We start from the raw sequence: 21,675 nt of genomic DNA, 5'->3' as shown, positions 1-21,675 counted from the left end.
CGCTTCCGTGGGCGTGGTCCGTCATGCCGGGCCGAGTGGTCCTCCCGTCGCCCACCGAGGTGCCGTGCCGAGTCCACAGGCCCGGACCGAGCAGAGAGCCCCGGTATGCACCTCGACCCCTTGGCGATCCTCACCGCCTTCGGGCTGATCTTCCTCGCCGAGCTTCCCGACAAGACGATGTTCGCGTCCCTCGCCATGGGCACGCGGATGCGTCCTCTCTACGTATGGATCGGCACCTCGACCGCCTTCCTCGCGCACGTCGCCATCGCGGTCGGCGCCGGCAGCCTGCTCGGGCTGCTCCCGGGCTGGTCCGTGAAGCTCGTCTCCGCCCTGCTGTTCGGTTTCGGCGCGTTCATGCTGCTGCGCGGCGGGGGCGACGACGAGGCCGACGAGGGCGGCAAGACCGTCACCGGCTTCCTGCCCGTCTTCTCGACGGCCTTCATGGCCGTCTTCATCAGCGAGTGGGGCGACCTCACCCAGATCACCACCGCCAACCTGGCCGCCACGAACGGCACCTGGTCGACGGCGATCGGCTCCCTCGCCGCCCTGATGAGCGTCTCCGCGCTCGCCCTGGTCGCGGGCCGCTTCATCGCGAAGCGCGTTCCGCTCAAGACCGTGCAGCGCATCGGCGGTATCTGCATGGCGGGCCTCGCGATCTGGTCCCTCAGCGAGGTCTTCACCGGCTGAGACAGGTCACCCGACCGCACGGCGAACGCCCCCACCCCCGCAGGGTGGGGGCGTTCGCCGTTCGCGCGCCCGCAACCGCAACCGCACCCGGCGCGTCCAGGACCTTGATGAAGCAGTGAATCACTGATTCACTCCTTCCATGCCCTACCGACGCACCCCCGCCGTCCAGGCCAGACTCGACGCCCAGCGGGCCTCGGTCGTCGATGCGGCCCGGGCACTGCTGTCCGAGCAGGGATACGCGGGATGCACGGTGGCGGCCGTCGCCGCCCGCGCCGGAATCGCCACGGGCAGCGTGTACCGCCACTTCCCCGGCAAGACAGAACTCTCCGTGGAGCTCTTCCGGACCGTGGTGAGCCGGGAGGTCGCGGCCGTCTCCGAGGCTGCCGGACACCCCGGGCACCGTTCCTCCGCCGAGCGGGTGGTCGCCGTCATCGAGACCTTCGCCCTGCGTGCCCTCAAGTCGCCGCGCCTCGCCTACGCACTGCTCGCCGAGCCGGTCGACCCGGCCGTGGACGCCGAGCGGCTGGTCTTCCGGCGCGCCTTCCGGGACGTGTTCGCCACGCGCGTCGAGGAGGGCGTGCGCTCGGGCGAACTGCCGCCCCAGGACCCGGTCCTGACCGCCTCGGCACTGGTCGGGGCGGGCGCGGAGGCGCTCGTCGGCCCGTTGGCGGAGGGTTCCGTCGGGCCCGGCACCGTACCCGCACTCGTCACCTTCACCCTGCGAGCACTGGGAGTTCCCGATGCCGACCACGCATGAGGTCACCAACCAGGCACCGCCCCTGACCGGTTACGACGTCTCCGCGGACCCCGCGCTCCTGGAGGCGCTGCGCCGGGAGGGCGCGGGCTGGGCCGAGGCCGAGGTCCGCGAGCTCGGCGCGCGGGCCGGCGGCGAACAGGCCCAGGAGTGGGGGCGGCTCGCCGAGCGCCACTCCCCCGTGCTGCACACCCACGACCGGTACGGCCACCGGATCGACGAGGTCGAGTTCCACCCGCACTGGCACGACCTGATGGACGTGGCCGTCCGGCACGGGCTGCACGGCGCACCCTGGCGCGACGAGCGGCCGGGCGCGCACGTCGCCCGCGCGGCGAAGGTGTTCGTCTGGGGGCAGGCCGACGCGGGGCACCTGTGCCCGATCTCCATGACGTACGCGGCGGTGCCGGCGCTGCGCGCCCAGCCGGAGCTGGCCGAGGTGTACGAGCCGCTGCTGACCTCCTCGTCGTACGACTTCGGTCTCCGGGTACCGACGGAGAAGCGCGGGATCATCGCCGGAATGTCGATGACCGAGAAGCAGGGCGGCTCGGACGTCCGGGCGAACACGACCCGGGCCGTGCCGACGGGCGAGCCGGGCCTGTACGCGCTGACCGGCCACAAGTGGTTCACCTCGGCGCCGATGTCCGACGTCTTCCTCACGCTCGCGCAGGCGCCGGGCGGACTCTCCTGCTTCCTGGTGCCGCGTGTCCTGCCGGACGGCAGCCGCAACGCGATCCACCTCCAGCGGCTCAAGGACAAGCTGGGGAACCGCTCCAACGCCTCCTCCGAGATCGAGTACGAGGGTGCCCTCGGCCGGCTCGTCGGCGAGGAGGGGCGCGGGGTGGCCACCATCATCCGGATGGTGAACATGACGCGGCTCGACTGCGCCATCAGCTCGGCGTCCGGGATGCGCCTCGGGCTCGTCCGGGCGGTGCACCACGCCACGCACCGCGAGGGGTTCGGGGCGCGGCTCGTCGACCAGCCGCTGATGCGGAACGTCCTGGCCGACCTCGCGGTGGAGGCGGAGGCGGCCACGCTCGCGGCGCTGCGACTGGCCGGCGCGGTCGACCGGGCCACGCGCGGCGACGCGGAGGAGGAGCAGCTGCGGCGGCTCGGGCTCGCGGTCACCAAGTACTGGGTGTGCAAGCGGGCGCCCGCGCACGCGGCGGAGGCCCTCGAATGCCTGGGCGGCAACGGCTACGTGGAGGACTCGGGCCTCCCCAGGCTCTACCGGGAGTCGCCCCTGCCGTCGATCTGGGAGGGCTCGGGGAACGTCGCCGCGCTCGACGTGCTGCGGGCGATGACCCGTCAGCCGCAGGCGGTGGAGGCGTACTTCGCGGAGGTCGACCTGGGCGCGGGTGCCGACCGGCGTCTGGACGCGGCCGTCGCGGGCCTCCGCAAGGAAGTCGCGGGGCTCGTCGACCCGGACGCGGCGGCGTACGGGGCGCGGCGTCTCGTCGAGCGCCTGGCCCTGGTGCTGCAGGGCTCGCTGCTCGTACGGCACGGGAATCCGGCGGTGGCGGACGCGTTCTGCGCGTCGCGCCTCGACGGCGACCGCGGCCTCGCGTTCGGCACGCTGCCCGCGGGGGTGGACACGGCGGCGATCATCGCACGGAGCGGTCCTGACGCGGTGAGCGCGGGCTAGGAAGCACGGGGCAGGGCTTCGCCGGCCGGGCCCCCGGGCCGGCCGGCGAAGCCTTCGCGCGGTGGGCGGCTCGGTGCCGGCGCCCTCCGGAGAAAAACCTGTGGTCCCGCCGCGTTCCCCTCGATACGATCATCGTGATGACGACCTACTCTGCTATCAGATCGGGGGTCCCGTCCGCGCAAGGTGAGTGCTGATGCTCACTCATACCGCGAACGGCGATACCCGCCTTTCCCTCTGGCTGCGCGTGCGCGAGTTCGCCGTGCCGCCCTCCATGATCGAGACCGCCGGACTCCGGCGCACCGCCGGCGACTGGGCGGGAGCCTGTGCCGCCGCAAACGTCGACGTCGATCTCGACCTGCGCTCCGCCGCCCATGCGTACGGGCGGGAGCTCACCACCCTGGTCAGGACGGATCTCCGGCGACTCGCTCCCGACCTGCTGCGCTGGCACATGCCGCGGATCGCTCCCGACGGAGTCCTGCGCCCGGGGATCACCGTCCCGCTGGCACGCTACGAAGTCTCGGGGGACGACGCGGGGGACGACGACGTGGGAGGCATCGCCTCCCACTCGGTGTACCTCGTGGTGCGGACCGCGCCCGCGTGGGCGGACGCCGGACAGCGGATGAGCCTCGCGCTGTGGGACGGATCCCGTTCCGCGGGTGAGCGCCGACATCCGCATCCGCGCCCGAGTCGGCGGTACCGCCTGGATCTCCACCGCCACCTCTGGGACGCGCGGCGCAGCGACGAACTGCGGGTCCGTTCCGGGGTCGACGCGGGGCCGTCCACCGATCCGCCGTCGGGGCCGTCCGTCGGCCCGTCGTCGCCGGACGAGGCGGCATCCGGCCGCGCCGTCGACCGCTGGGCGGCGGAGGCCGGGATCCTGCTCCGGGCCGAAGGGCGGGACTCCGGGCGCGTCCGTGTACGGCTCGGGGCCGGGCGGCAGGTGGTTCTCGACGTTCCGGCGGGCGGCGGCCCGGCATCCGCTGCCCCTGTCACGCCTCCGTCGGCAGTGCGGGTGCTGCCCACGCTGCCCGACGCCGCGACCTGGGTGCTGCCCGATCTGGAGTTGCTGCGCGCCGGTCTGATCGAGGCCGGGCGGCTGCATCCGCTGGTCGCCTCGGCGCTCGTACCGGACCACCGGCCCGCCGGGCCGGGCCCGGTCGCGGTCGCGGATCCGCCGGGGCAGCCACGCCGGGTGGACTGCCGGGGCGTCCGGCACCGGATCGGCCTGTCCGACGGCGTCCTCGCCCCGCTCGACCACGGCCCCGCCGAGATCCGGCGGGAGGAGCTCCTGGTCGCGCTGGGCGGGCCTCCCCTCCCCTGCCTCCAGGCCATCGACGACGCCCACCGCCGTCCGGACTGCCTCAGCGGTGTCCGCGAGCGACTGGACCACGGCGACACCGCCGGCGCGCTGGCCGTCGTCGAGGGCCTGCTCGGTCCCGGCGCCGCCCTGCGCAACGGCGCGCTGCGGGACGCGCTGGAGTCGGCCGCGCGGCGGCGGATCGCGTACGGGCTCTACCGGGCGGACCTCTACGGCCCGGGACCGGGACGTGTGCTGCCCGGGCAGGACCGCCCTCGGAGCCATCGCGCCCACCCTCGCCACAGCCACACCCGCTGATCGAAGCGGTACCGGCCCGCGCACCGGTACCACCGGCATCCCCCTCATTTCGCCGGTACCGGCCGTCACGCCGGTACCGGCGCACCGACGACGAACCCACAGGTGATCACCCATGTCCTTGAGCACCCCTTCCCCCGGCCGGCTCGACGTCGCCGACGAACTGCTCGCCCTGCTGCGCGACTCCACGACCGAGCCGCGCCCCGACGACCAGCTGGAGGCCCTGACCCTCGCGGTCGCCGCCGACCTGCCCGTACTCCTCTGGGGTGAGCCGGGGATCGGCAAGACGGCCGCGCTGACCCAGCTCGCCGATTCCCTGGACCTCCCGCTGACGACGGTGATCGCCAGCGTGCACGAGCCGTCCGACTTCTCGGGGCTCCCCGTGATCGGGGACGATCCCGCCGAGCAGGGCGTCCCGATGGCCCCGCCGGACTGGGCGGTACGGCTCGTGAAGGCCGGCCGCGGTCTGCTGTTCCTCGACGAACTGTCCACCGCCCCACCGGCGGTGCAGGCGGCTCTGCTCCGTCTTGTCCTGGAACGACGGGTCGGCGCCCTGCGCCTGCCGTCCGGGGTGCGGATCGTGGCCGCCGCCAACCCGCGGGCCTCGGCGGCCGACGGCTGGGAGCTGAGTCCGCCGCTGGCCAACCGTTTCGTGCACCTCCAGTGGACCCACGACCACGACGTCGTCGTCCGCGGCCTCGGCGGCACCTGGCCGCGGGCGACCCTGCCCCGGCTCGACCCGGAGCGCCTGCCGCACGCCGTGGACTACGCCCGGCGCGCGGTGTGCGGACTCCTCGCCACCCGCCCCACGCTCGTCCACCGGCTGCCCAGCGGGGAGACCCGGCGGGGTGGCGCCTGGCCTTCGCCCCGCAGCTGGGAGGCGACTCTGCGCCTCATCGCCTTCGCCACCGCCGCCGCGTCCTCCCGCGAGGTGATCTCACTCCTGGTCAGGGGCACCGTCGGGGACGGCCCGGGGCTCGAACTCCTCGCGAGTCTGGACCGGATGGACCTCCCGGACCCCGAGACGCTGCTCGCCGACCCCTCCGGCGCCGATCTGCCGGAGCGGGGTGACCTGCGCCAGGCCGCGCTCGACGGTGTCGTGGCGGCGGTCGGGGCGCGCCCCGAGAAGGCCCGCTGGGAGGCCGCCTGGGCCCTGCTCGCCAGGGCGGCGGAGACCGGCGCGCCGGATCTCGTCGTCGTACCCGCGACCACGCTCGCCGCGCTCCGCCGTACGGAGTGGGACGTGCCGCCCACCATCGAACGGCTCGCGGGGGCGGTCTCGATGTCCCGGCGTGCGGACGAGGCGGCGACCCTGGTCGCGAGCGGCGCGCGGCGCGTGAGCGGCACGGCCTCCGCCGCGGGCGCACGATGAGCACGGCGACGGGCGTACGTCCGGGCACGGGTGCGAGCGCGGGCACGGATGCGGGTGCGAGTGCTCATGCGGGTGCGGGTGCGGGCACAGGCACAGGCGCCGATGTCGGCGCTGGCTCCGGTGTGGGGAACACGCTCGACCTCGACAAGCTCTTCACCGCCCGGCTGTTCGCCGTCCGGGCCCGGCCCTATCTGGCGACCGCGTTGTTCGCCCTGCACGTCGTCGAGTCCCGGCGGGTGCCGACGATGGCGGTCGACCGGCACTGGCGCTGCTACGTCTCGCCGGTCTTCGTGAACCGGACACCGGTCGAGGAACTGGCCGGCGTGTGGGTCCACGAGGTGTCGCACCTCCTGCGCGACCACCACGGGCGCGGTGACCGGGTCGCCCGGGAACGCGGCCTGACCGGCCCGGGCGCCAGGCTGCTGATGAACATCGCGGCGGACTGCGAGATCAACGACGACGTGTTCGGGGACGGACTGGTCATGCCCGAGGGCGCGGTCACTCCGGACTCCCTCGGGCTGACCTCCGGCGAGTTGATGGAGGACTACCTGCGCCGGATCGGCCTCGGCTCCGGCATGCAGCACCTCGCCTGGCTGGACTGCGGCAGCGGTGCCGACGGTCTCGAACGGGAATGGGATCTGGGGCCCGACGGCGCGGACGGCCTCAGCGAGCAGCAGCAGGACGCCGTCCGGTTCCGGGTGGCGCAGGCCGTCAAGGGCCGCCCGGGCAGCGCGCCGAGGGGGTGGAAGCGGTGGGCGGAGGAGGTCTTCCACCCGCCGCAGCCGTGGCGGGACCTGTTGGGGGCGGCGGTCCGTTCGGCGGCCTCCGCCTCCGGCGCGGGTGAGGACTACTCGTACGGCCGGCCGTCGCGGCGCTCGGCGGGGGTGCCGGGTGCCGTGCTGCCGAGTCTTCGGCGCAGACCGCCCCGGGTGTCGGTGATCGTGGACACGTCCGGCTCGGTGAGCGACGCGGAGCTGGGCGGCGCGCTCCTGGAGGTGGCCGCGATCTCCCGGGCCGTCGGCGGGCGTCGTGACCTGGTGACCGTGATGTCGTGCGACGCGGCGGCCCGCACCGTGCATCCGTTGTGCCGTGCCGAGGGCATCCCGTTGGTGGGCGGCGGCGGTACGGATCTTCGTACGGGCTTCTCCCGGGCGCTGCGGACGGCGCCCCGGCCCGACGTCATCGTGGTCCTGACGGACGGCCAGACCCCCTGGCCGTCCGAGCCGCCGCCGTGCCGGACGGTGGTGGGGCTGTTCCCCCGTGACGGGTCGCGCGGCGGTTCGTGGATCGAGAACGATCCCGACTACGAGCCGGACACCCCGCCCGACTGGGCGCGCGTGGTGACGATCGGCTAGCCGGTCGTGAGGGCTGCGGCACGTGTGCGCCGGGCGGTGCCCGGTGCCGCCGGGGATGGCAGCCTGGTGGAGCACGTACCCCATGACCGCGGCCGATCGGCATCGGCCGGAACGACAGGGAGTCACGTTGGGCGGCGAGGCGATCCACGGCGAACTGGACCAGCGGGCGGCCGAGGTGGCGGATCAGGTGGTGGCCTGGCGGCACCATCTGCACCGGTATCCGGAGCTGTCCAACCGTGAGGTGAACACGGCCCGCCTGGTGGCGGACCACCTGCGCTCCCTCGGCCTCGACGAGGTCCGTACCGGCATCGCCGGTCACGGGGTCGTGGGCGTTCTGCGCGGCGGGGCCGCGGGCGAACGGGTCGCGGCGCTGCGGGCGGACATGGACGCGCTGCCAGTCCAGGACCTGTGCGGGGTGGACTGCGCCTCCGAGGTGGTCGACGCCGACTACCCGGGCGGCCCGTTCCCCGTCTCGCACGCCTGTGGCCACGACTGCCACACGGCGGCGCTGCTGGGCGCGGCGACGGTGCTCGCGGGGGTGCGCGACCGGCTGCCGGGCACCGTGCTCTTCGTCTTCCAGCCCGCCGAGGAGGGCCCGCCGGTCACCGAGGAGGGCGGGGCGCGGGCGATGGTCGAGGCGGGCGCGTTCGCCGACCCGGTGCCGACGATGGCGTTCGGGCTGCATGTGACTCCGCATCCGAAGGGGTACGTCGGCTACCGGATCGGCAATCAGTACGGGGCCTCGGCCCTCGTCCGTATCGTCGTCACCGGGAAGCAGACCCACGGCTCCACGCCCTGGGAGGGCATCGACCCGATGCCTGCGGTGGGGGCGGTCCTGACGGGCATCGGCCAGCTGTACCGGCAGGTGTCGGCGTTCGACCCGGTCACGGTGTCCATCGGGCACATCGAGGACGTCGGCCGCTTCAACATCGTCGGGCAGACGGTGACGCTGTGGGGCACGGTCCGGTGTGCTGTGGAGTCCGACATGGCGCAGGTCGAGCAGCGCCTCACGGTGCTCGCGGAGCACTCGGCGGCGGCGTTCGGGGCGACGGCCACGGTGGAGTACCTGCAGCCCGTGCCGCCCGTGCACAACAGCGGGCCGTGGGTGGAGGCGGGCCTTCCGACCTTCCGCCGTGTGGTGGGCGAGGAGCGTGTGGTGGAGACGGGCGCGACGCTCGGGTACGACGACGTCTCCGAGTTCGTGAGCCGCTTCGGCGGCCTGTACGTGATGCTCGGCGTCCAGGACGCCGTCCTGGACGCGTCCGGGCGGCCGGTGCCGGTGCCCGGCGGGCGCGGTCTGGTGACCAATCACCACCCGCACTTCTACGCGGACGACGGCACTCTCGTCACCGCCGTCCGGCTGCACGCTCACGTGGCGTACGACCATCTGACGGGCGCGCTCGTCCCCCGCGACGGCGGCTGAACGGGCGGGGTCAGGCCTCCGGTACGGTGCCGACCGCCGCCACGAACGCCCTGATCAGGGCGGAGTCGGCGGCGGTGGGCCAGACCAGGCCGTACTCGAGGGGCGGTGCGTCCCGCAGGGGGACGTAGGCGATGCCGGGTCGGGGGTGGTAGCGGGCGCCCCGGGCCGCGCCCGGGGTGACGCCCCGGCCCGCCGTCACATGGGAGAGGACCTCCTGCCAGGTGGCCGCGACCGGGCCCCGGGGAATGGCTGCCCCGGACGGGGTGTGCCGGGGGTAGTGGTGGTCGAGCCAGTGGCGCGGATGGGCGCCCCCGGTGGTGATCAGCGGCAGCTCGGCGAGGTCCTCCAGGCCGAGGGACGGTCGTCCGGCCAGCGGGTGGGCCGCGGGCAGCAGCAGGACCCGGTCCTCGCGGACGGCGACGGGACCGGTGGTCAGCTCCGGCTCACGCACGGGGAAGGCCGCGAGCTGGATGTCGAGTTCGCCGTCCTGGAGGGGCCGGACTCCGCCGTCGAGGGGGACCTCGCGGACGGTGATCTCGCAGCCGGGACGGCGGGCGAGGAGGGCGTCGGCGGCGGCCGTGAGCAGTTCGGCGTCCCAGGGGGTGCCGAAGCCGGCCCGCAGTCTCCCGTGGACGCCGCGTCCGGCCTCGGTGGCCCGCTCCAGGGCTGTACGGAGCTGCTCGTAGGCGGGCAGGAGGTCCTCGTACAGGCGCAGACCGACCGGGGTGAGGACGACGCTGCGGCTGGTGCGGGCGAAGAGCGGGGTTCCGACGCGGCGCTCCAGCTTCTTCACGGTCTGGCTGACGCGGCCGGTGGATACGCCGAGACGCTCGCCGGTGCGCCCGAAATGGAGCTCCTCGGCGAGCGTGAGGAACGTCTCCAGTTCGTACCGTTCGAGCACCGGACCTCCCGTACGACCGCTGTGATCGTTGAGTGTGGCTCAACGCCGGTTTCATGATGACAGCTTGTTCCGCCCGGGCGGGGGCGGGGAGCCTGGAGGCGTCCCCCTCCCCCGTACGGAAGAGACTTCGTGGACCCTCGCACCACCGCCCCGACCCCCTCCACCGCGCCCGGGCGGCCGGTGAAGGTGAACGTCCCGCTCTTCGCCGTCGCCGGCGCCGTCACCGTCGCCAACATCTACTTCCCGCAGCCGCTCCTCGCCGCGGTCGCCAGGGGCCTCGACGTGACGGAGCGGACGGCGGGACTCATCGCCTCCGTCGCGCAGATCGGGTACGCGCTCGGCATCCTGCTGCTCGTACCGCTGGCCGACACCGCGCGGCTCCGACGCCTGACCTCGGTGCTGCTCGCCCTCACCACCGCCGCGCTGCTCGTCGCGGCGGCGGCGCCCGGTGTGGTCACGCTGACGCTCGCGACGCTCGCGCTGTCCACGACGACGGTGCTTCCGCAGATCCTCACCCCGGTGGCGGCCGCGCTCGCGGGCCCCGGGCGGCAGGGCCGGACCGTGGGGCTCGTGGGGCTCGGACTCACCCTGGGCTCGACCCTCTCGCGTACGGTCTCGGGTGCCGTCACCGACGCGAGCGGCAGCTGGCGGGCGGCCTACCTCGTGGCCGCCGTGGCGACGGCGGCCCTGCTGTGCGTCCTGCCCCGCCGGCTGCCCGAGCGGCTGGGGGCGCGCGGTCGCACCTCGTACGCCGGGCTCCTCGCCGGGCTGCCCGGGCTCCTGGCGTCCCATCGCGCGCTGCGGGTCTCGGCGCTCCTCGGGGCCTGTGCCTTCGCCGCGTTCAGCGTCTTCTGGGCGGTGCTCGCCTTCCACCTGGCGGCGGCACCGCTGGGGTACGGGCCGGGTGCGGCCGGGCTCTTCGGGGTGCTGACCCTGCCCGCCGCGCTGCTCTCGGCGACGGCTGGGCCACTCACCGACCGGTACGGGGCACCTCTGGTGAGCGCCGGAGGGCTGGGGCTCGCGGGGCTCGGGCTCGGCGTGGCCGGCCTGGTCCCCTACTCCCCCGTGGGCCTGGTCGCCGCGGCGAACCTGCTGGTGGTGGGGGTCAGCTCCTGCCAGGTGGCCAACCAGGCGAGGATCTTCGGGATCGGCCGGGCGGTGGCCGCGCGGGTCAACACGGTCTTCATGCTGGCCACCTTCGGCGGCGGGGCGCTCGGCTCCCTCGCCGGGTCCTGGCTGTACGCGGAGCACGGCTGGTCCGCGGTGCTGATCGCCGCCGGGGTGTTCGTCGCCGCCGGCGGGATCGTGGTGACGCGTTCCGGACAGACGGCCCCGAGTTGCGTCCCGGACGGCACACGGGAGGCTGGGGGTATCCGCCCGCGCATCCCGCAGGGAGAGTCATGAAGCTGGACCTCACCGCCCTGGCCGACGAGCACATGGCCGCGGCCCGCACCGCGCCGCACGGGCGCAGCGCCCATCTGATCATGCACGACGGGGTACTCCGGCAGTCCGTCATCGCCCTGACGGCGGGCACGTCCCTGGACGAGCACAACGCGCCGCCGGCGGCGAGCCTCCAGGTGCTGCGGGGCCGGGTGAACCTGACGATGGCGGGCCGGGCGGAGGAGCTGTCGACGGGCACGCTGCGGATGCTCAGGGAACGGCACGGGATCACCGCCCTGGACGACGCGGTGGTGCTCCTGACGGCGGTGAACGACTGACGGGCCCCGGACCGAACGACGGCGGTGAACGACTGACGGGCCCCGGACCGAACGACGGCGGTGAACCCACGCCGCGGGCGAAGCGACGCCGCCGGTGCACGGCAGACGGCACGCGGACCGTCCTCGCCTCACTCGATCGCGTCGAGGTCCTCGGCGTAGTGCTCGATGGCCCGGCGGTACTCCCGTACGGACGGGTCCTCGCTGGTGGCGGCGAGCAGGCGGAGCAGCAGACGGGTCGACTCGTGGTGCCGGCCGGTGTTGTAGAGGGCCATCGCGAGGAACGTCCGCAGGGAGCCGTCCTCCGGGAACTCCTCGACGGCGCCGGTCAGGAGGGCGGCGGAATCCTCGTAGCGGCCGAGGACGCGGTAGGTGCTGCCGAGGCCCAGGAGCGCCCCGCGCCGGTCCTCGGGGGTCAGCCCGGCGCCCTCGGCCCCGCCGCGCGCGAGGGCGCGCTCGTAGTACGGCACGGCCTCCCTCTCCAGACCGAGGACATCGTGCGCCCAGGCCGCCTGGTACGCGATCTCCGCGTCCTCCGGGTGCCGGGCGGCGAGGGCGACGAGCCGCTCGCGGGCCTCTTCCCGGTGGCCCTGTCCGCGCAGTGCGACCGCCTCGGCCAGCCGGCCGTCCCTGTCCTCGTGGTCTTCCATGACCGCATCCTCGCAGCTCGCGTCGGACGGCCCCACGGCGGCTGCCAGGTGACGGGCCGCCATATCGGAGTGGCCGGATTGTGGCGTCCTCGCCCATGGAGGAGGGCTGTGGACCGCCCATAGCCTCCCGGCCGACCCTCCGTCAGGAACGAGCCGCCCGGGAGATCCCATGCGTTCACCCCGTCCCACCCGTCGCCGCGGGCCACGCCGCTTCGCGGCGCTGCTGCTGTGCGTCGCCGCGACCCTGTCTCCCACCACGTCCCCCGCCGGGGCCGCCGCTCCCCCGCCCGTGCCCGGCACGCTCCAGGGCTACGACATCGGCTCCGTGTTCAGTGCCGGGGTGTCGTCCGGCGGGTACATGGCCACCCAGCTGCACGTCGCGTACTCGGGTACATTCGAGGGCTCGGCGGCGTTCGCGTCGGGGCCGTACGACTGCGCGCGCGGCCAGCTCGCCACGGCGCTCAACGCCTGTATGGACACCACGCAGAACCTTCAGCTCGCCACCCTGGAACAGGCCACGCGCGACCGGTCGGCGCAGGGCCAGATCGACCCGGTGGCGCATCTGGCCGGTGACCCGGTGTACGTGTTCAGCGGCTCGGGCGACACCACGGTGAAGCGGCCGGTGGCGGACGCGCTCGCCGACTACTACGGCCGCTTCGGCGCCCGGGTCCAGTACAACCGGTCGACGGCCGCGGGGCACGCCTGGATCACTCCGCTCGGCCCCAACTCCTGCACGGTGACGCAGACTCCGTTCCTCAACAACTGCGGGATCGACGCGGAGGGGGCGCTGCTCGGGCATCTCTTCGGCTCGGTCGCGGCGCCCGGCTCCGGTACCGGCGGCTCGCTGATCCGCTTCGACCAGAACGCGTACGCGCCGGGCGGCTCGGCGGCGGCCCTGTCGATGGGCGCGGAGGGCTTCGCGTACGTCCCGGCCTCCTGTGCACAGGGGGGCCGCTGCAGACTGCTCGTGGCGCTGCACGGCTGCAAGCAGGGGTATGCGTACCAGGGCTTCGGAACCCGGTTCGTCGAGAACGCGTACCTGAACGAGTACGCGGACACCAACGACATGATCGTGCTGTATCCGCAGGCGGCACCCACCGCGAACCTGGAGAACCCGAACGGCTGCTGGAACTGGTGGGGCTACCTCGGTGACGCGGCCTACGCCCGGCACGGCGGGAAGCAGATCGAGGCGATCATGGGCATGGTGCGGGCATTGCGCGGCACCGGCACGCCTCCGCCCACGGGCGACCGGACGGTCCTGTCGAGCACGGACGCCGAGGACGGGTACGTGAAGGCGTCGGCGGACGGTTCGGGCGCGGCGGTCGGCACCCTGGAGGACGTGTACGGGCTCGCGCTGGGGCGGGGTACGGACGGCAGGGTGAACCGGTCGGTGGTCTCCTTCGACACCTCCCGGATTCCGGCCGACAAGGAGGTCACCCGGGCCTGGCTGACCGTCACCAGGTCGAGCGGCTCCGGTGATCCGTGGGCTTCGCCCTCGGGCAACCGGCTGCAGGTGGACCTGCGCACGGGCTGCTTCGGCGGCTGCGCGGTGGAGCCGGCGGACTGGTCGGCGGCGGCGTCGGTGTCGGGTGCGGCGCGCGTCGACGCGTTCACCTCGGGGAGCGCGGTGTCGACGGACCTGTCGGCTGAGGCGCTCGCGGCGCTGAACCGGGGCGGGGTCACGCAGTTCCGGCTCGGGTTCTCGTCGGCGCCGACCGGGACCGCGTACCTCTTCGTGAACCAGGCGACGCCGGTGACGCTGACGGTCGAGTACCGGTAGGACGGCCGGCGGCGGACACGGCGGGGGCGGCCGCCGAGCAGGCCGGCCGGCGGGCGGTTCGGGTTCTGAGCCGGGTCGGGGTCGGGTCTGGGCCGGGTCTGGGCCGGGTCAGGCCGGGTCGGGTCAGGCCGGGTCTGGTCGGGTCGGGTCGGGTCGGGTCGGGTCGGGTCGGGTCGGGTCGGGTCACAGTGCCGGGCGGAGGGCGGCCGCGGCGCTTCCGGAGCGGGGGGCCGCGGCGCCGGCGGCGAAGGCGCTGCCCCGGCGCCACTCGGGCCAGCTGAGGTTCCAGTCGCCGAAGCCGTTGTCGAAGGGGGGCATGAGTTCGCCGTACCCGTTGACCACGCGGACGAGATCGCCCTCGCGCACGGTGGAGAACAGCCAGGCGGCGTCCTCGGTGCTCATGCCGGTGCAGCCGTGGCTGACGTTCTCGCTGCCCTGCGCGTCGAGCGACCAGGGCGCGGCGTGCAGGTACTCGCCGCTCCAGGTCACCCGGGTGGCCCAGCGGACCTTCAGGTCGAAGTAGTCGCTGCTGCCGCGGGCGATGCCGATGGAGTCGCCGCGCATCCGGACGAGCGGCTCCTTGCCGAGCACGACCTTGGTGCCGCCCCGGGTCCGATAGCCGGCCTTGCCGGTGGTGACCGGGAACGTGCGGATCGGTTCGCCGTCGCGGAACACGGTCGTCGTGAGCGCGGCGACGTCGGTGACGGCTTCGATCCGGGCCCCGGTGGTGAAGGAGACGGCCCGTGAGCGGCCCCCGTACAGACGGCCGATGACCCTGGCCCCGTCGAGGCCGCTGCGCACCCGGACCGTGGTGTGGGCGGGCCAGTACGCGCGGGGCCGGTAGTGGAGGGTGTCGGAGTCGACCCAGTACCAGGCGCCCTCGACATGGGGTTCGGTCCGCACGAGGAGGGCGCGTTCGACGACTCGGCGGGCCTGGGGTTCGTCCGCCGGTACGGGGTGGCTGAGTTCGGCGGTGACCGGCCGGCCCACGCCGTACGTGCCGCCGTCATCGGGGCCGAAGGCGACGGTGAGCCGTTCCCCGGCGGGGGCGGCCACCGTACGGAAGTCCAGGCGGGCGAGGTGGCGGTCGGGGCCTTGGGCCCCGGGCCGCTCGACGACGAGACGGGCCGCGTACCGGGCGCCCGCGGGGAGCGGCGCGGCGCTGGTCCAGCGGGTGCCGTCGACGCTCGGCGTCCCTGCGACGCGTCGGCCGCGCTGATCGGTGACGGTGACGTCGGCGAGTGCGCCGGGGGTGCGCAGCGCGAGTTCCACGGGTCCGGAGACCTGGTCTCCGAGGGTGAACGCCTCCCCCGTCAGAACCCGTCCGCCCCGGAGCTCGACGGTGTGGCGGGGGGCGGAGCAGAGACCGCCGGCGGCGGAGCAGCCGTCCACCATGACGAGGACGGCGGGTTCCGGGACAGCGAAGGAACGCGCGCCGGGATCGGCCGGCGACTGGGCCGCCGTACTGACGAGAACGGCTCCGACGGCCAGGGAGAGCGCTCCCCACCCCCGCACATATCTGCGTGACGACGCGTCCGACACGCCCTCCCCTTTCCGACGACGACCAGGACGTCGGCAGGCGGTGCCGACCGCAGCATCAAATCGGATGAAACGAGAAACAGATGATCAAGGGGCTGGGCGTGGCGCCGGAGTGGCGGCCGAGACGACTCGAATGGGTCAGCGGCGCGGATGCCGACCGGCTCAGCGGGGCGGTTCCGGGAGCTCCTCGCCGGTCTCCAGAAGGGACTTGAGGCTGGAGATCAGCGCGGGCCAGCCTTCGCCGATCATCCCCTTCATCAGGCCGCCGGGGTCCAGGTCGCCGTGGGTGACCGTGAGCTTGACCGCGTCGCCCGAGGGCTCGATCAGGAAGGTCACCTTGGACCGGGGCTCCCGGGCGAGCCGCTCGTACACGTCCTGGCCGAGACGCACGGCCTCCGCCCAGGCCGGCGTGAACGTGTGCCAGGTGTACGAGAGGAGGCGGCCGGGCTCGGCCTCCAGGACGACCTGCTCGGGGTCGGCGGTCCGGCGGCCGACCTCGTCCCAGACCATGGGGGAGCCGGGGGTCCACTCGCTCTCGAAGGCCACACCCCAGTACCGCCGGGTGAACGCCGGGTCCGTGAGCGCCTTCCAGAGCTCGTCGGGGGTGGTCCGGATATACGTGGTGTAGACAAACGTGTGGCTGTCCATCGCGCTGCCCCTCGGGTCTGCCGTCCCCTCCCTCCAGCCTAGGCAGGCGCCGGACGGACGTGCCAGCGTAGGACCCCCGTCCGGCCTGGGGATCGCCGGTTGAATAGGTGCGGAGGAAACTATTCAACGTGCTGCTAGCGTGTCGGGATGTCCCTCAAGCACGCCGTCCTCGCAGCTCTCCTGGAGGGCGAGGCATCCGGATACGACCTTGCCAAGATCTTCGACGTGTCCGTCGCCAACTTCTGGGCCGCCACCCCGCAGCAGCTCTACCGCGAGCTGGACAAGCTCGCCGAGGCCGGCCTGATCACGGCGCGCGTGGTGGAGCAGGAACGGCGTCCCAACAAGCGGATGTTCAGCCTCACGGAGCCGGGGATGCGGGATCTGGCCGCCTACACGGCCACGCCGCCGCGCCCCAGCGCCGTACGGGACGAGCTGCTGGTCCAGGTCCAGGCCTGCGATGGGGGTGACACGGCGGCCGTCCGCGGGTTCGTGGCCCAGCGGATGGAGACGTCGCGGGCCAAGCTGGCCCGCTACGACCGGCTGCGGGAGTGGATGCTCGCCGGACGGGACGAGGAGACGTACCTCAACGAGGCGGAGCGGGTCGGCCCGTACCTCACGCTGATGCGCGGCCGGTTCTTCGAGGAGGAGAACCTGCGCTGGGGCGAGCGCGCCCTCACCGTGCTCGACCGGCGCGCCACGGCCCGCGGCGGGGCGACTGCGACTGCGACTGCGACGACTTCGGCACACCAAGCGTGACCGGGCACGACCGGGGCTTGACCGGGCACCCGAAAGGGTGACGGCGAGTCCTACCGTGCGGTAACGTCACCGGCCGGCCACCGGACGCGCCGGTGGCGGAGCACGTACGGATCGGGGACGGGCCTCTATGAACGTCGGTGACCTCGTCGAGGACTTCAGCCTGCCGGACGAGACGGGAGCCGCGCGTTCCCTGAGCGGGCTGCTGGCCGAAGGGCCGGTCGTCCTCTTCTTCTACCCGGCGGCACTCACCCCCGGCTGCACCGCCGAGGCGTGCCACTTCCGGGATCTCGCGGCCGAGTTCCGCGGCGTCGGCGCTCTGCCCGTCGGCATCAGCACGGACCCCGTGGAGCGGCAGCAGGAATTCGCCGAGCGGCACTCCCTCGGCTATCCCCTGCTGTCGGACCCGGACGGTGCCGTGCGCGACAGGTTCGGCGTGAAGCGCGGGTTCTCGCTCGCGCCGACGAAGCGGGTGACGTTCGTGATCGGCCAGGACCGGCGGGTGCGGGAGGTCGTACGCAGCGAGCTGCGCATGAGCGCCCATGCCGACCGCGCGCTCGCGGCCCTGCGCGGCGCCTGAGGCACGGCGCGTGAGGCACGGTGCATGAGGCACGGTGCATGAAGGGCGGTGCCTTAAGGGCGGTGCTTGAAGGCCGACTCTGACGGAGCCGCTCCTCTTCGCGTCCGCGCCCCGAGCCCCTCAGACGCCCAGGAGTTCGGCCTTGGCGGCCGCGAACTCCTCGGGGGTGAGCAGCCCTTGCTGGGCGAGTTCGCCCAGTCGGACGAGCTGATCGGTCACCGAGGGCGCCCCGCCGGAGGCCGGTGCGGCGGGGGCGACCGGGACGGGTGCGGCGGCCGGTGGCGCGCTCGGGGCCGGTGGAGCGGCGGCCATGGACTGCTGCTGGGCCTGGAGATCGGCGATGGCCTCCTCCTGGTCCTGTTCGCGGCGTGCGGCCCGGGCGGAGCTCCGGCCGGCCGCGTAGGCCGCGCCGCCGACGAGCGCGCCGCGCAGGAGCGGCGCTCCGGCGGGCCGGATGACAGGGCGTCCGAGGGGACGGCGTCGCAGGAACATCGTCAGCTCCTTTCGGCCACGGCGCCCGCCACGGCCTCGCGGTGGGCGTCCTGTGCCTGCCGGACGTATTCGGGCGGCACCCGCACGGTCCCCGCGATACGGCCACCGGCCTCGCGGATCGCGTCCGCGGCACGGGCGGCCCAGACGTGTTCGACGAGCAGCATCAGGGCGCACGAGCCGGGTTCGAGTGTCTCGGCGGCCTCCTCGGCGTCCTCGGGGCCGAGCAGGTTCACCTCGGGGCCGATCTCGGCGGTGGCCTCGTCGTACTCCTCGTACTCGACGAGTTCGGAGGTGGACACCTCTCCGCCGGCCGACTTGACCACGACGAGCGAGTCGACGAGCCGCACCTGCCCCTCTCGGCGCAGATCCGCCAAGGCCGTCACCGCCGCCACCTTCAGCCGCTCCCCCGGGAAGGCGAGCACGACACATTCCACCGGCCCCATGGCACTCCGTTCCTCGTGCGGTACGCGGCCTCCATCCGAACACGGCGGCCGGGGGCCCGCACGTGGAGCCGGCGGCCACGACATGCGGAGGCGGCCGCGCTGGGTGAAACTCGCTCCATGCCCGGCTTCCCCGGCCGGTGCGGGAACGGAGTGCGCCGGAATGGACGACTACCCTCTCCTCAACCTCTTCTGGACCATGCTGTGGTTCTTCCTCTGGATCATGTGGCTGTTCCTGCTCTTCAAGGTGATCGGCGACATCTTCCGGGACCACTCGCTGAACGGCTGGGCCAAGGCGGGCTGGCTGATCTTCTGCATCGTGCTCCCGTACCTCGGCGTGCTGGTCTACGTGATCGCCCGGGGCAGGAGCATGGGCGAGCGTGACGTCAAGCGGGCCAAGGAGAGCGAGGCCGCGTTCCAGGACTACATCCGCAAGACCGCCGGCCCCCAGGAGGGCGGTGGCGGCGGCGCCGCCCACGAGCTGGCCCGGCTGGCGGAGCTGAAGGACAAGGGCGCGATCACGCCCGAGGAGTTCGAGAAGGCGAAGGCCAAGGTCCTGGCCTGAGCCCCAGGAGCGCATGACAGGAAGGCGCACCCGGACGTGCGGAAGAGGACGCGGGCGGCACCGGCCGCCGGGCTCGCCGGATCCCTGCTGAAGGAGGTCCTGGCGGAGCCCGGCAGGCTTCCGGAGTCGCTCGCGTCCTTCGCTCTGCGCCATCTGGGCCCGGGCGCCGGTCCGAGCGTCGACCGCCTCCGGGAGGCCCACCCCGAGGCCGACGCCGCCGCGCTGCGCGCCCTGGTCGTGACCCGTGGACGACGGGCGGTGACGGCGGAGGGCGCGTTCGTCGGCGGGCCCTTCCTGCTGCTCATCCCCTTGGCCTTCTGCGGCGCGCTCCTCACCCAGGTGCGGACCGTCCTCGAGATCGCCGCCGTCGACGGGCGGGACTCCACGGACCCGCAGCGCGGTGCCGAACTCCTCGTCCTGCAAGGGGTGTACGGGGACACCGAGACCGCGCGGGCCGCGCTCGACCCGGCCGGAACCCGGCCGGGAAGCGGAGGCGGCCGGGGGCGCATGGCGGCGTTCCGGGACCTGATCGTCCGGATGGCGAAGCTCCTCGGCCTCGTCACGCCGGACGACGAGGCCGGCCGATGGGTCCGCATCGGCAGGTGGGCACTCCTCGGCGCCGTGTTCCTGGTCGGTCTGGTGGCGCCGCTGGTCTGGCTCCCGTACATGGCCGTCGGGTACTACCGGGGAACCACACGCGTGACCGATCGGGCCACCGTCTTCTACGCCGGCTCGCCCGACCCGCGCTCCTCGCGCGGTGTACGGCTCGACCCCGTCATGGCGCGTGCGGGTCTGAAGGCCGTCGGTTCCGTCGTGCTGCCGGCGGTCGCCCTCTTCCTGGTGATCGTCACGGACATCCGCATCGCGGGCGGGCGGTGGCCGGTCGTGGGGATCGTCCTCACCACCAGTTGCCTGGTCTCGGGCGGCTGGTGGCTGTGGCGACACTACCGACGACGTTCCTGAGACGAGCACCGGAACCCTTAATGCGTATGCCGGATACCGCTTTGATACGGTCATGGCGTGAGGCTGACGAAGTTCACCGACCTGGCACTCCGCGCCGTGATGCGCCTGGCGGTCACCGCACCGGAGGAATCCGTCACCACCCGAGAGGTGGCGGAGTCGATGGACGTCCCCTACGCCCATATGGCGAAGGTGGTCACCCGGCTCCAGCACCTCGGCGTGGTCGAGGCGCGCCGCGGCCGCGGCGGCGGTCTGGCCCTCACGGAACGGGGTCGCCGCTCCTCGGTGGGCTGGCTGGCCCGCACCCTGGAGGGCGAGGAGGAGGTCGTCGCCTGCGAAGGCGATCCCCCGTGCCCACTGCGGACCGCCTGCCGGCTGCGGGGGGCGCTGCGCGAGGCGCAGGAGGCGTTCTACCGCGTGCTCGACCCCCTGACCGTGACAGAGCTGGTCGACTCCCCGACCGGCCCCCTGCTCCTCTCCCTCACCCCGCGACCCACCCTTTGAGTCGTCCGCGCCCGACGGCGTGCACGCACACCTTTAAATACGTAGATCATCTACCAGATTGAGAGTCCCCATGCTGTCCGAGCAGGCCGTCCCGGTCGTCCGCGCCACTCTGCCCGCCGTCGGTGGCGCGCTCGACCGGATCACCGAGCGGTTCTACGGCCGCCTCTTCGCCGCCCATCCCGAGCTCCTGCGCGACCTGTTCAACCGGGGCAACCAGGCGAGCGGCGAGCAGCGGCAGGCGCTCGCGGGCTCCATAGCGGCCTTCGCCGTCGCCCTGCTTGAGCGGCCCGACGAGCGTCCCGACGTGATGCTGTCGAGGATCGCCCACAAGCACGCCTCGCTCGGCGTCACCTCCGCGCAGTACAAGACGGTGCACGAGCACCTCTTCGCCGCGATCGTCGAGGTCCTCGGCGACGCGGTCACTCCCGAGGTCGCACGGGCCTGGGACGAGGTGTACTGGCTGATGGCCAACGCGCTGATCGCGGTGGAGGCCCGGCTCTACCAGCAGGCCGGTGTCGCCGAGGGCCAGGTCTGGCGGTCGATGGAGATCGCCGAGCGGCGGGAGGAGACGTCCGACACCGTCTCCTTCGTCATGCGGCACACCGACGGGACGCCCACGGCAGCGTTCCTGCCCGGCCAGTACGTGAGCGTCCAGGTCGCCCTGCCCGACGGTGCCCGGCAGATCCGCCAGTACAGCCTGTCCGCCGCCCCCGGTCACCCGCAGTGGCGGATCACCGTCAAGCGGGTCGCCGGCGACCCGGCCGGCGAGGTCTCGTCCTGGATGCACGACCACGCACGCGAGGGCGACACCGTGGACGTCTCCTCCCCGTTCGGCGACCTGGTCCTGCCCGAGGGTGAGAGCCCGCTGCTCCTTGCCTCCGCGGGGATCGGCAGCACCCCGATGCTGGCGATGCTCGACCACCTCGCGGCCACGGGTTCGACCCGGCCGGTCGTCGTCGTCCACGCCGACCGCGCGCCCGCGTCCCACGCTCACGCCGCCGAACTGCGCCGCCTCGTGGACGCGCTGCCGCAGGGGACGCTGCACCTCTGGTACGAGGAGCCGGGCGACTCCGGAGCCCGGACGGGCCGCGCGGACGTCACGGCGCTCGACCTGCCGGCCGGCGTCACGGCGTACCTCTGTGGACCGCTGCCCTTCCTCCGTACCGTCCGCGGCGCCCTCGTCGGCCGGGGCGTCGCGGCAGCCGACATCCACTACGAGGTCTTCGGCCCCGACCTGTGGCTGGGCAACGAGAACTGACGGGCCGCGCCGTGCCCCTCCCCGCCCGGTGAGCGGGGAGGGGCA

General features: G+C 73.7%; 22 protein-coding genes. 16 read left to right on the top strand and 6 right to left on the bottom strand.

Annotation, left to right across the window (positions count from 1 at the left end):
• Positions 1-105 precede the first annotated feature (105 nt).
• The 7 genes from E0F75_RS24780 (at position 106) to E0F75_RS24750 (ending at position 8,845) form a co-directional block, all read left to right on the top strand.
• Complete coding sequence (locus E0F75_RS24780) at positions 106-687, top strand: TMEM165/GDT1 family protein (protein WP_187624769.1); 582 nt, start codon at positions 106-108, stop codon at positions 685-687.
• Between the two features lie 139 nt (positions 688-826).
• Positions 827-1,444, top strand: coding sequence for a TetR/AcrR family transcriptional regulator (locus E0F75_RS24775; RefSeq protein WP_187624768.1), 618 nt, complete (start codon positions 827-829; stop codon positions 1,442-1,444).
• Positions 1,428-3,083, top strand: coding sequence for an acyl-CoA dehydrogenase family protein (locus tag E0F75_RS24770; RefSeq protein ID WP_187624767.1), 1,656 nt, complete (start codon positions 1,428-1,430; stop codon positions 3,081-3,083). Before E0F75_RS24775 ends, E0F75_RS24770 begins: the two co-directional genes overlap by 17 nt.
• A 193-nt stretch (positions 3,084-3,276) precedes the next feature.
• Positions 3,277-4,698 (top strand): hypothetical protein, encoded by a 1,422-nt coding sequence (locus E0F75_RS24765; RefSeq protein ID WP_187624766.1) that lies wholly within the window; start codon positions 3,277-3,279, stop codon positions 4,696-4,698.
• A 112-nt stretch (positions 4,699-4,810) separates the two neighbouring features.
• Positions 4,811-6,067 carry a MoxR family ATPase gene (locus E0F75_RS24760; protein WP_187624765.1) on the top strand — a complete coding sequence of 419 codons (1,257 nt, stop codon included), beginning with the start codon at positions 4,811-4,813 and terminating at the stop codon, positions 6,065-6,067.
• 122 nt (positions 6,068-6,189) lie between these two features.
• Positions 6,190-7,422 (top strand): VWA-like domain-containing protein, encoded by a 1,233-nt coding sequence (locus E0F75_RS24755; RefSeq protein WP_229312824.1) that lies wholly within the window; start codon positions 6,190-6,192, stop codon positions 7,420-7,422.
• A gap of 82 nt (positions 7,423-7,504) precedes the next feature.
• Positions 7,505-8,845, top strand: a complete 1,341-nt coding sequence (locus E0F75_RS24750; protein WP_229312823.1) for a M20 family metallopeptidase — start codon at positions 7,505-7,507, stop codon at positions 8,843-8,845.
• A 10-nt stretch (positions 8,846-8,855) separates the two neighbouring features.
• Here E0F75_RS24750 and E0F75_RS24745 read toward each other — a convergent pair whose 3' ends face one another.
• The gene (locus E0F75_RS24745; RefSeq protein WP_187624763.1) at positions 8,856-9,746 is read right to left on the bottom strand and encodes a LysR family transcriptional regulator; all 891 of its coding nucleotides are present in this window, start codon (positions 9,744-9,746) and stop codon (positions 8,856-8,858) included.
• 129 nt (positions 9,747-9,875) lie between these two features.
• Here E0F75_RS24745 and E0F75_RS24740 point away from each other — a divergent pair, with 129 nt between their 5' ends.
• Entirely contained in the window at positions 9,876-11,150 is a 1,275-nt protein-coding gene (locus E0F75_RS24740) for an MFS transporter (RefSeq protein ID WP_187624762.1), read from the top strand.
• Positions 11,147-11,464, top strand: a complete 318-nt coding sequence (locus tag E0F75_RS24735; protein ID WP_187624761.1) for a cupin — start codon at positions 11,147-11,149, stop codon at positions 11,462-11,464. Before E0F75_RS24740 ends, E0F75_RS24735 begins: the two co-directional genes overlap by 4 nt.
• Positions 11,465-11,592: 128 nt before the next feature.
• Here E0F75_RS24735 and E0F75_RS24730 read toward each other — a convergent pair whose 3' ends face one another.
• Entirely contained in the window at positions 11,593-12,111 is a 519-nt protein-coding gene (locus E0F75_RS24730) for a tetratricopeptide repeat protein (protein WP_187624760.1), read from the bottom strand.
• A 169-nt stretch (positions 12,112-12,280) separates the two neighbouring features.
• On the opposite strand from E0F75_RS24730, the gene E0F75_RS24725 reads away from it, so the two are divergent.
• A complete protein-coding gene (locus E0F75_RS24725) occupies positions 12,281-13,891 on the top strand; it encodes a PHB depolymerase family esterase (RefSeq protein ID WP_187624759.1) in 1,611 nt (536 codons plus the stop codon).
• Between the two features lie 183 nt (positions 13,892-14,074).
• Here the strand turns inward: E0F75_RS24725 and E0F75_RS24720 are convergent, their stop codons facing one another.
• The gene (locus E0F75_RS24720) at positions 14,075-15,286 is read right to left on the bottom strand and encodes an Ig-like domain-containing protein (protein ID WP_374115431.1); all 1,212 of its coding nucleotides are present in this window, start codon (positions 15,284-15,286) and stop codon (positions 14,075-14,077) included.
• Between the two features lie 306 nt (positions 15,287-15,592).
• Positions 15,593-16,078, bottom strand: coding sequence for an SRPBCC family protein (locus E0F75_RS24715; RefSeq protein WP_187624757.1), 486 nt, complete (start codon positions 16,076-16,078; stop codon positions 15,593-15,595).
• A gap of 147 nt (positions 16,079-16,225) precedes the next feature.
• Between E0F75_RS24715 and E0F75_RS24710 the strand changes: the two genes are divergently transcribed.
• Complete coding sequence (locus E0F75_RS24710) at positions 16,226-16,834, top strand: PadR family transcriptional regulator (protein WP_187624756.1); 609 nt, start codon at positions 16,226-16,228, stop codon at positions 16,832-16,834.
• Between the two features lie 127 nt (positions 16,835-16,961).
• A complete protein-coding gene (locus E0F75_RS24705; RefSeq protein ID WP_187624755.1) occupies positions 16,962-17,411 on the top strand; it encodes a peroxiredoxin in 450 nt (149 codons plus the stop codon).
• A 120-nt stretch (positions 17,412-17,531) separates the two neighbouring features.
• On the opposite strand, the gene E0F75_RS24700 is transcribed toward E0F75_RS24705, so the two are convergent.
• Both E0F75_RS24700 and E0F75_RS24695 read right to left on the bottom strand, forming a co-directional pair.
• On the bottom strand, positions 17,532-17,903 hold the full coding sequence (locus E0F75_RS24700) for an SHOCT domain-containing protein (RefSeq protein WP_187624754.1): 372 nt from the start codon (positions 17,901-17,903) through the stop codon (positions 17,532-17,534).
• Between the two features lie 2 nt (positions 17,904-17,905).
• Complete coding sequence (locus E0F75_RS24695) at positions 17,906-18,346, bottom strand: DUF6325 family protein (RefSeq protein WP_187624753.1); 441 nt, start codon at positions 18,344-18,346, stop codon at positions 17,906-17,908.
• A gap of 160 nt (positions 18,347-18,506) precedes the next feature.
• Between E0F75_RS24695 and E0F75_RS24690 the strand changes: the two genes are divergently transcribed.
• From E0F75_RS24690 to E0F75_RS24675, 4 genes are all read left to right on the top strand, one after another.
• Entirely contained in the window at positions 18,507-18,908 is a 402-nt protein-coding gene (locus E0F75_RS24690; RefSeq protein WP_187624752.1) for an SHOCT domain-containing protein, read from the top strand.
• Between the two features lie 36 nt (positions 18,909-18,944).
• Positions 18,945-19,871, top strand: a complete 927-nt coding sequence (locus E0F75_RS24685; RefSeq protein WP_187624751.1) for a hypothetical protein — start codon at positions 18,945-18,947, stop codon at positions 19,869-19,871.
• Between the two features lie 57 nt (positions 19,872-19,928).
• Complete coding sequence (locus tag E0F75_RS24680) at positions 19,929-20,372, top strand: Rrf2 family transcriptional regulator (RefSeq protein ID WP_187624750.1); 444 nt, start codon at positions 19,929-19,931, stop codon at positions 20,370-20,372.
• 70 nt (positions 20,373-20,442) lie between these two features.
• Positions 20,443-21,630 carry a globin domain-containing protein gene (locus tag E0F75_RS24675; RefSeq protein WP_187624749.1) on the top strand — a complete coding sequence of 396 codons (1,188 nt, stop codon included), beginning with the start codon at positions 20,443-20,445 and terminating at the stop codon, positions 21,628-21,630.
• Positions 21,631-21,675 lie beyond the last annotated feature (45 nt).

The organism is Streptomyces sp. CB02980, from assembly GCF_014451325.2.
GTDB lineage: Bacteria > Actinomycetota > Actinomycetes > Streptomycetales > Streptomycetaceae > Streptomyces.
Note: the sequence above shows the minus strand (reverse complement) of the source record. Positions and strands in the feature narration are given on the sequence as shown.

Bases quoted from the DNA above. Each gene is read 5' to 3' on its own strand.
- E0F75_RS24775 (WP_187624768.1), top strand. From the start codon at position 827: ATGCCCTACCGACGCACCCCCGCCGTCCAGGCCAGACTCGACGCCCAG.
- E0F75_RS24770 (WP_187624767.1), top strand. From the start codon at position 1,428: ATGCCGACCACGCATGAGGTCACCAACCAGGCACCGCCCCTGACCGGT.
- E0F75_RS24710 (WP_187624756.1), top strand. From the start codon at position 16,226: ATGTCCCTCAAGCACGCCGTCCTCGCAGCTCTCCTGGAGGGCGAGGCA.
- E0F75_RS24695 (WP_187624753.1), bottom strand. From the start codon at position 18,346: ATGGGGCCGGTGGAATGTGTCGTGCTCGCCTTCCCGGGGGAGCGGCTG.
- E0F75_RS24715 (WP_187624757.1), bottom strand. From the start codon at position 16,078: ATGGACAGCCACACGTTTGTCTACACCACGTATATCCGGACCACCCCC.
- E0F75_RS24765 (WP_187624766.1), top strand. From the start codon at position 3,277: ATGCTCACTCATACCGCGAACGGCGATACCCGCCTTTCCCTCTGGCTG.
- E0F75_RS24730 (WP_187624760.1), bottom strand. From the start codon at position 12,111: ATGGAAGACCACGAGGACAGGGACGGCCGGCTGGCCGAGGCGGTCGCA.
- E0F75_RS24735 (WP_187624761.1), top strand. From the start codon at position 11,147: ATGAAGCTGGACCTCACCGCCCTGGCCGACGAGCACATGGCCGCGGCC.
- E0F75_RS24705 (WP_187624755.1), top strand. From the start codon at position 16,962: ATGAACGTCGGTGACCTCGTCGAGGACTTCAGCCTGCCGGACGAGACG.
- E0F75_RS24675 (WP_187624749.1), top strand. From the start codon at position 20,443: ATGCTGTCCGAGCAGGCCGTCCCGGTCGTCCGCGCCACTCTGCCCGCC.
- E0F75_RS24700 (WP_187624754.1), bottom strand. From the start codon at position 17,903: ATGTTCCTGCGACGCCGTCCCCTCGGACGCCCTGTCATCCGGCCCGCC.
- E0F75_RS24725 (WP_187624759.1), top strand. From the start codon at position 12,281: ATGCGTTCACCCCGTCCCACCCGTCGCCGCGGGCCACGCCGCTTCGCG.
- E0F75_RS24720 (WP_374115431.1), bottom strand. From the start codon at position 15,286: ATGGTGGACGGCTGCTCCGCCGCCGGCGGTCTCTGCTCCGCCCCCCGC.
- E0F75_RS24690 (WP_187624752.1), top strand. From the start codon at position 18,507: ATGGACGACTACCCTCTCCTCAACCTCTTCTGGACCATGCTGTGGTTC.
- E0F75_RS24760 (WP_187624765.1), top strand. From the start codon at position 4,811: ATGTCCTTGAGCACCCCTTCCCCCGGCCGGCTCGACGTCGCCGACGAA.
- E0F75_RS24750 (WP_229312823.1), top strand. From the start codon at position 7,505: ATGACCGCGGCCGATCGGCATCGGCCGGAACGACAGGGAGTCACGTTG.
- E0F75_RS24780 (WP_187624769.1), top strand. From the start codon at position 106: ATGCACCTCGACCCCTTGGCGATCCTCACCGCCTTCGGGCTGATCTTC.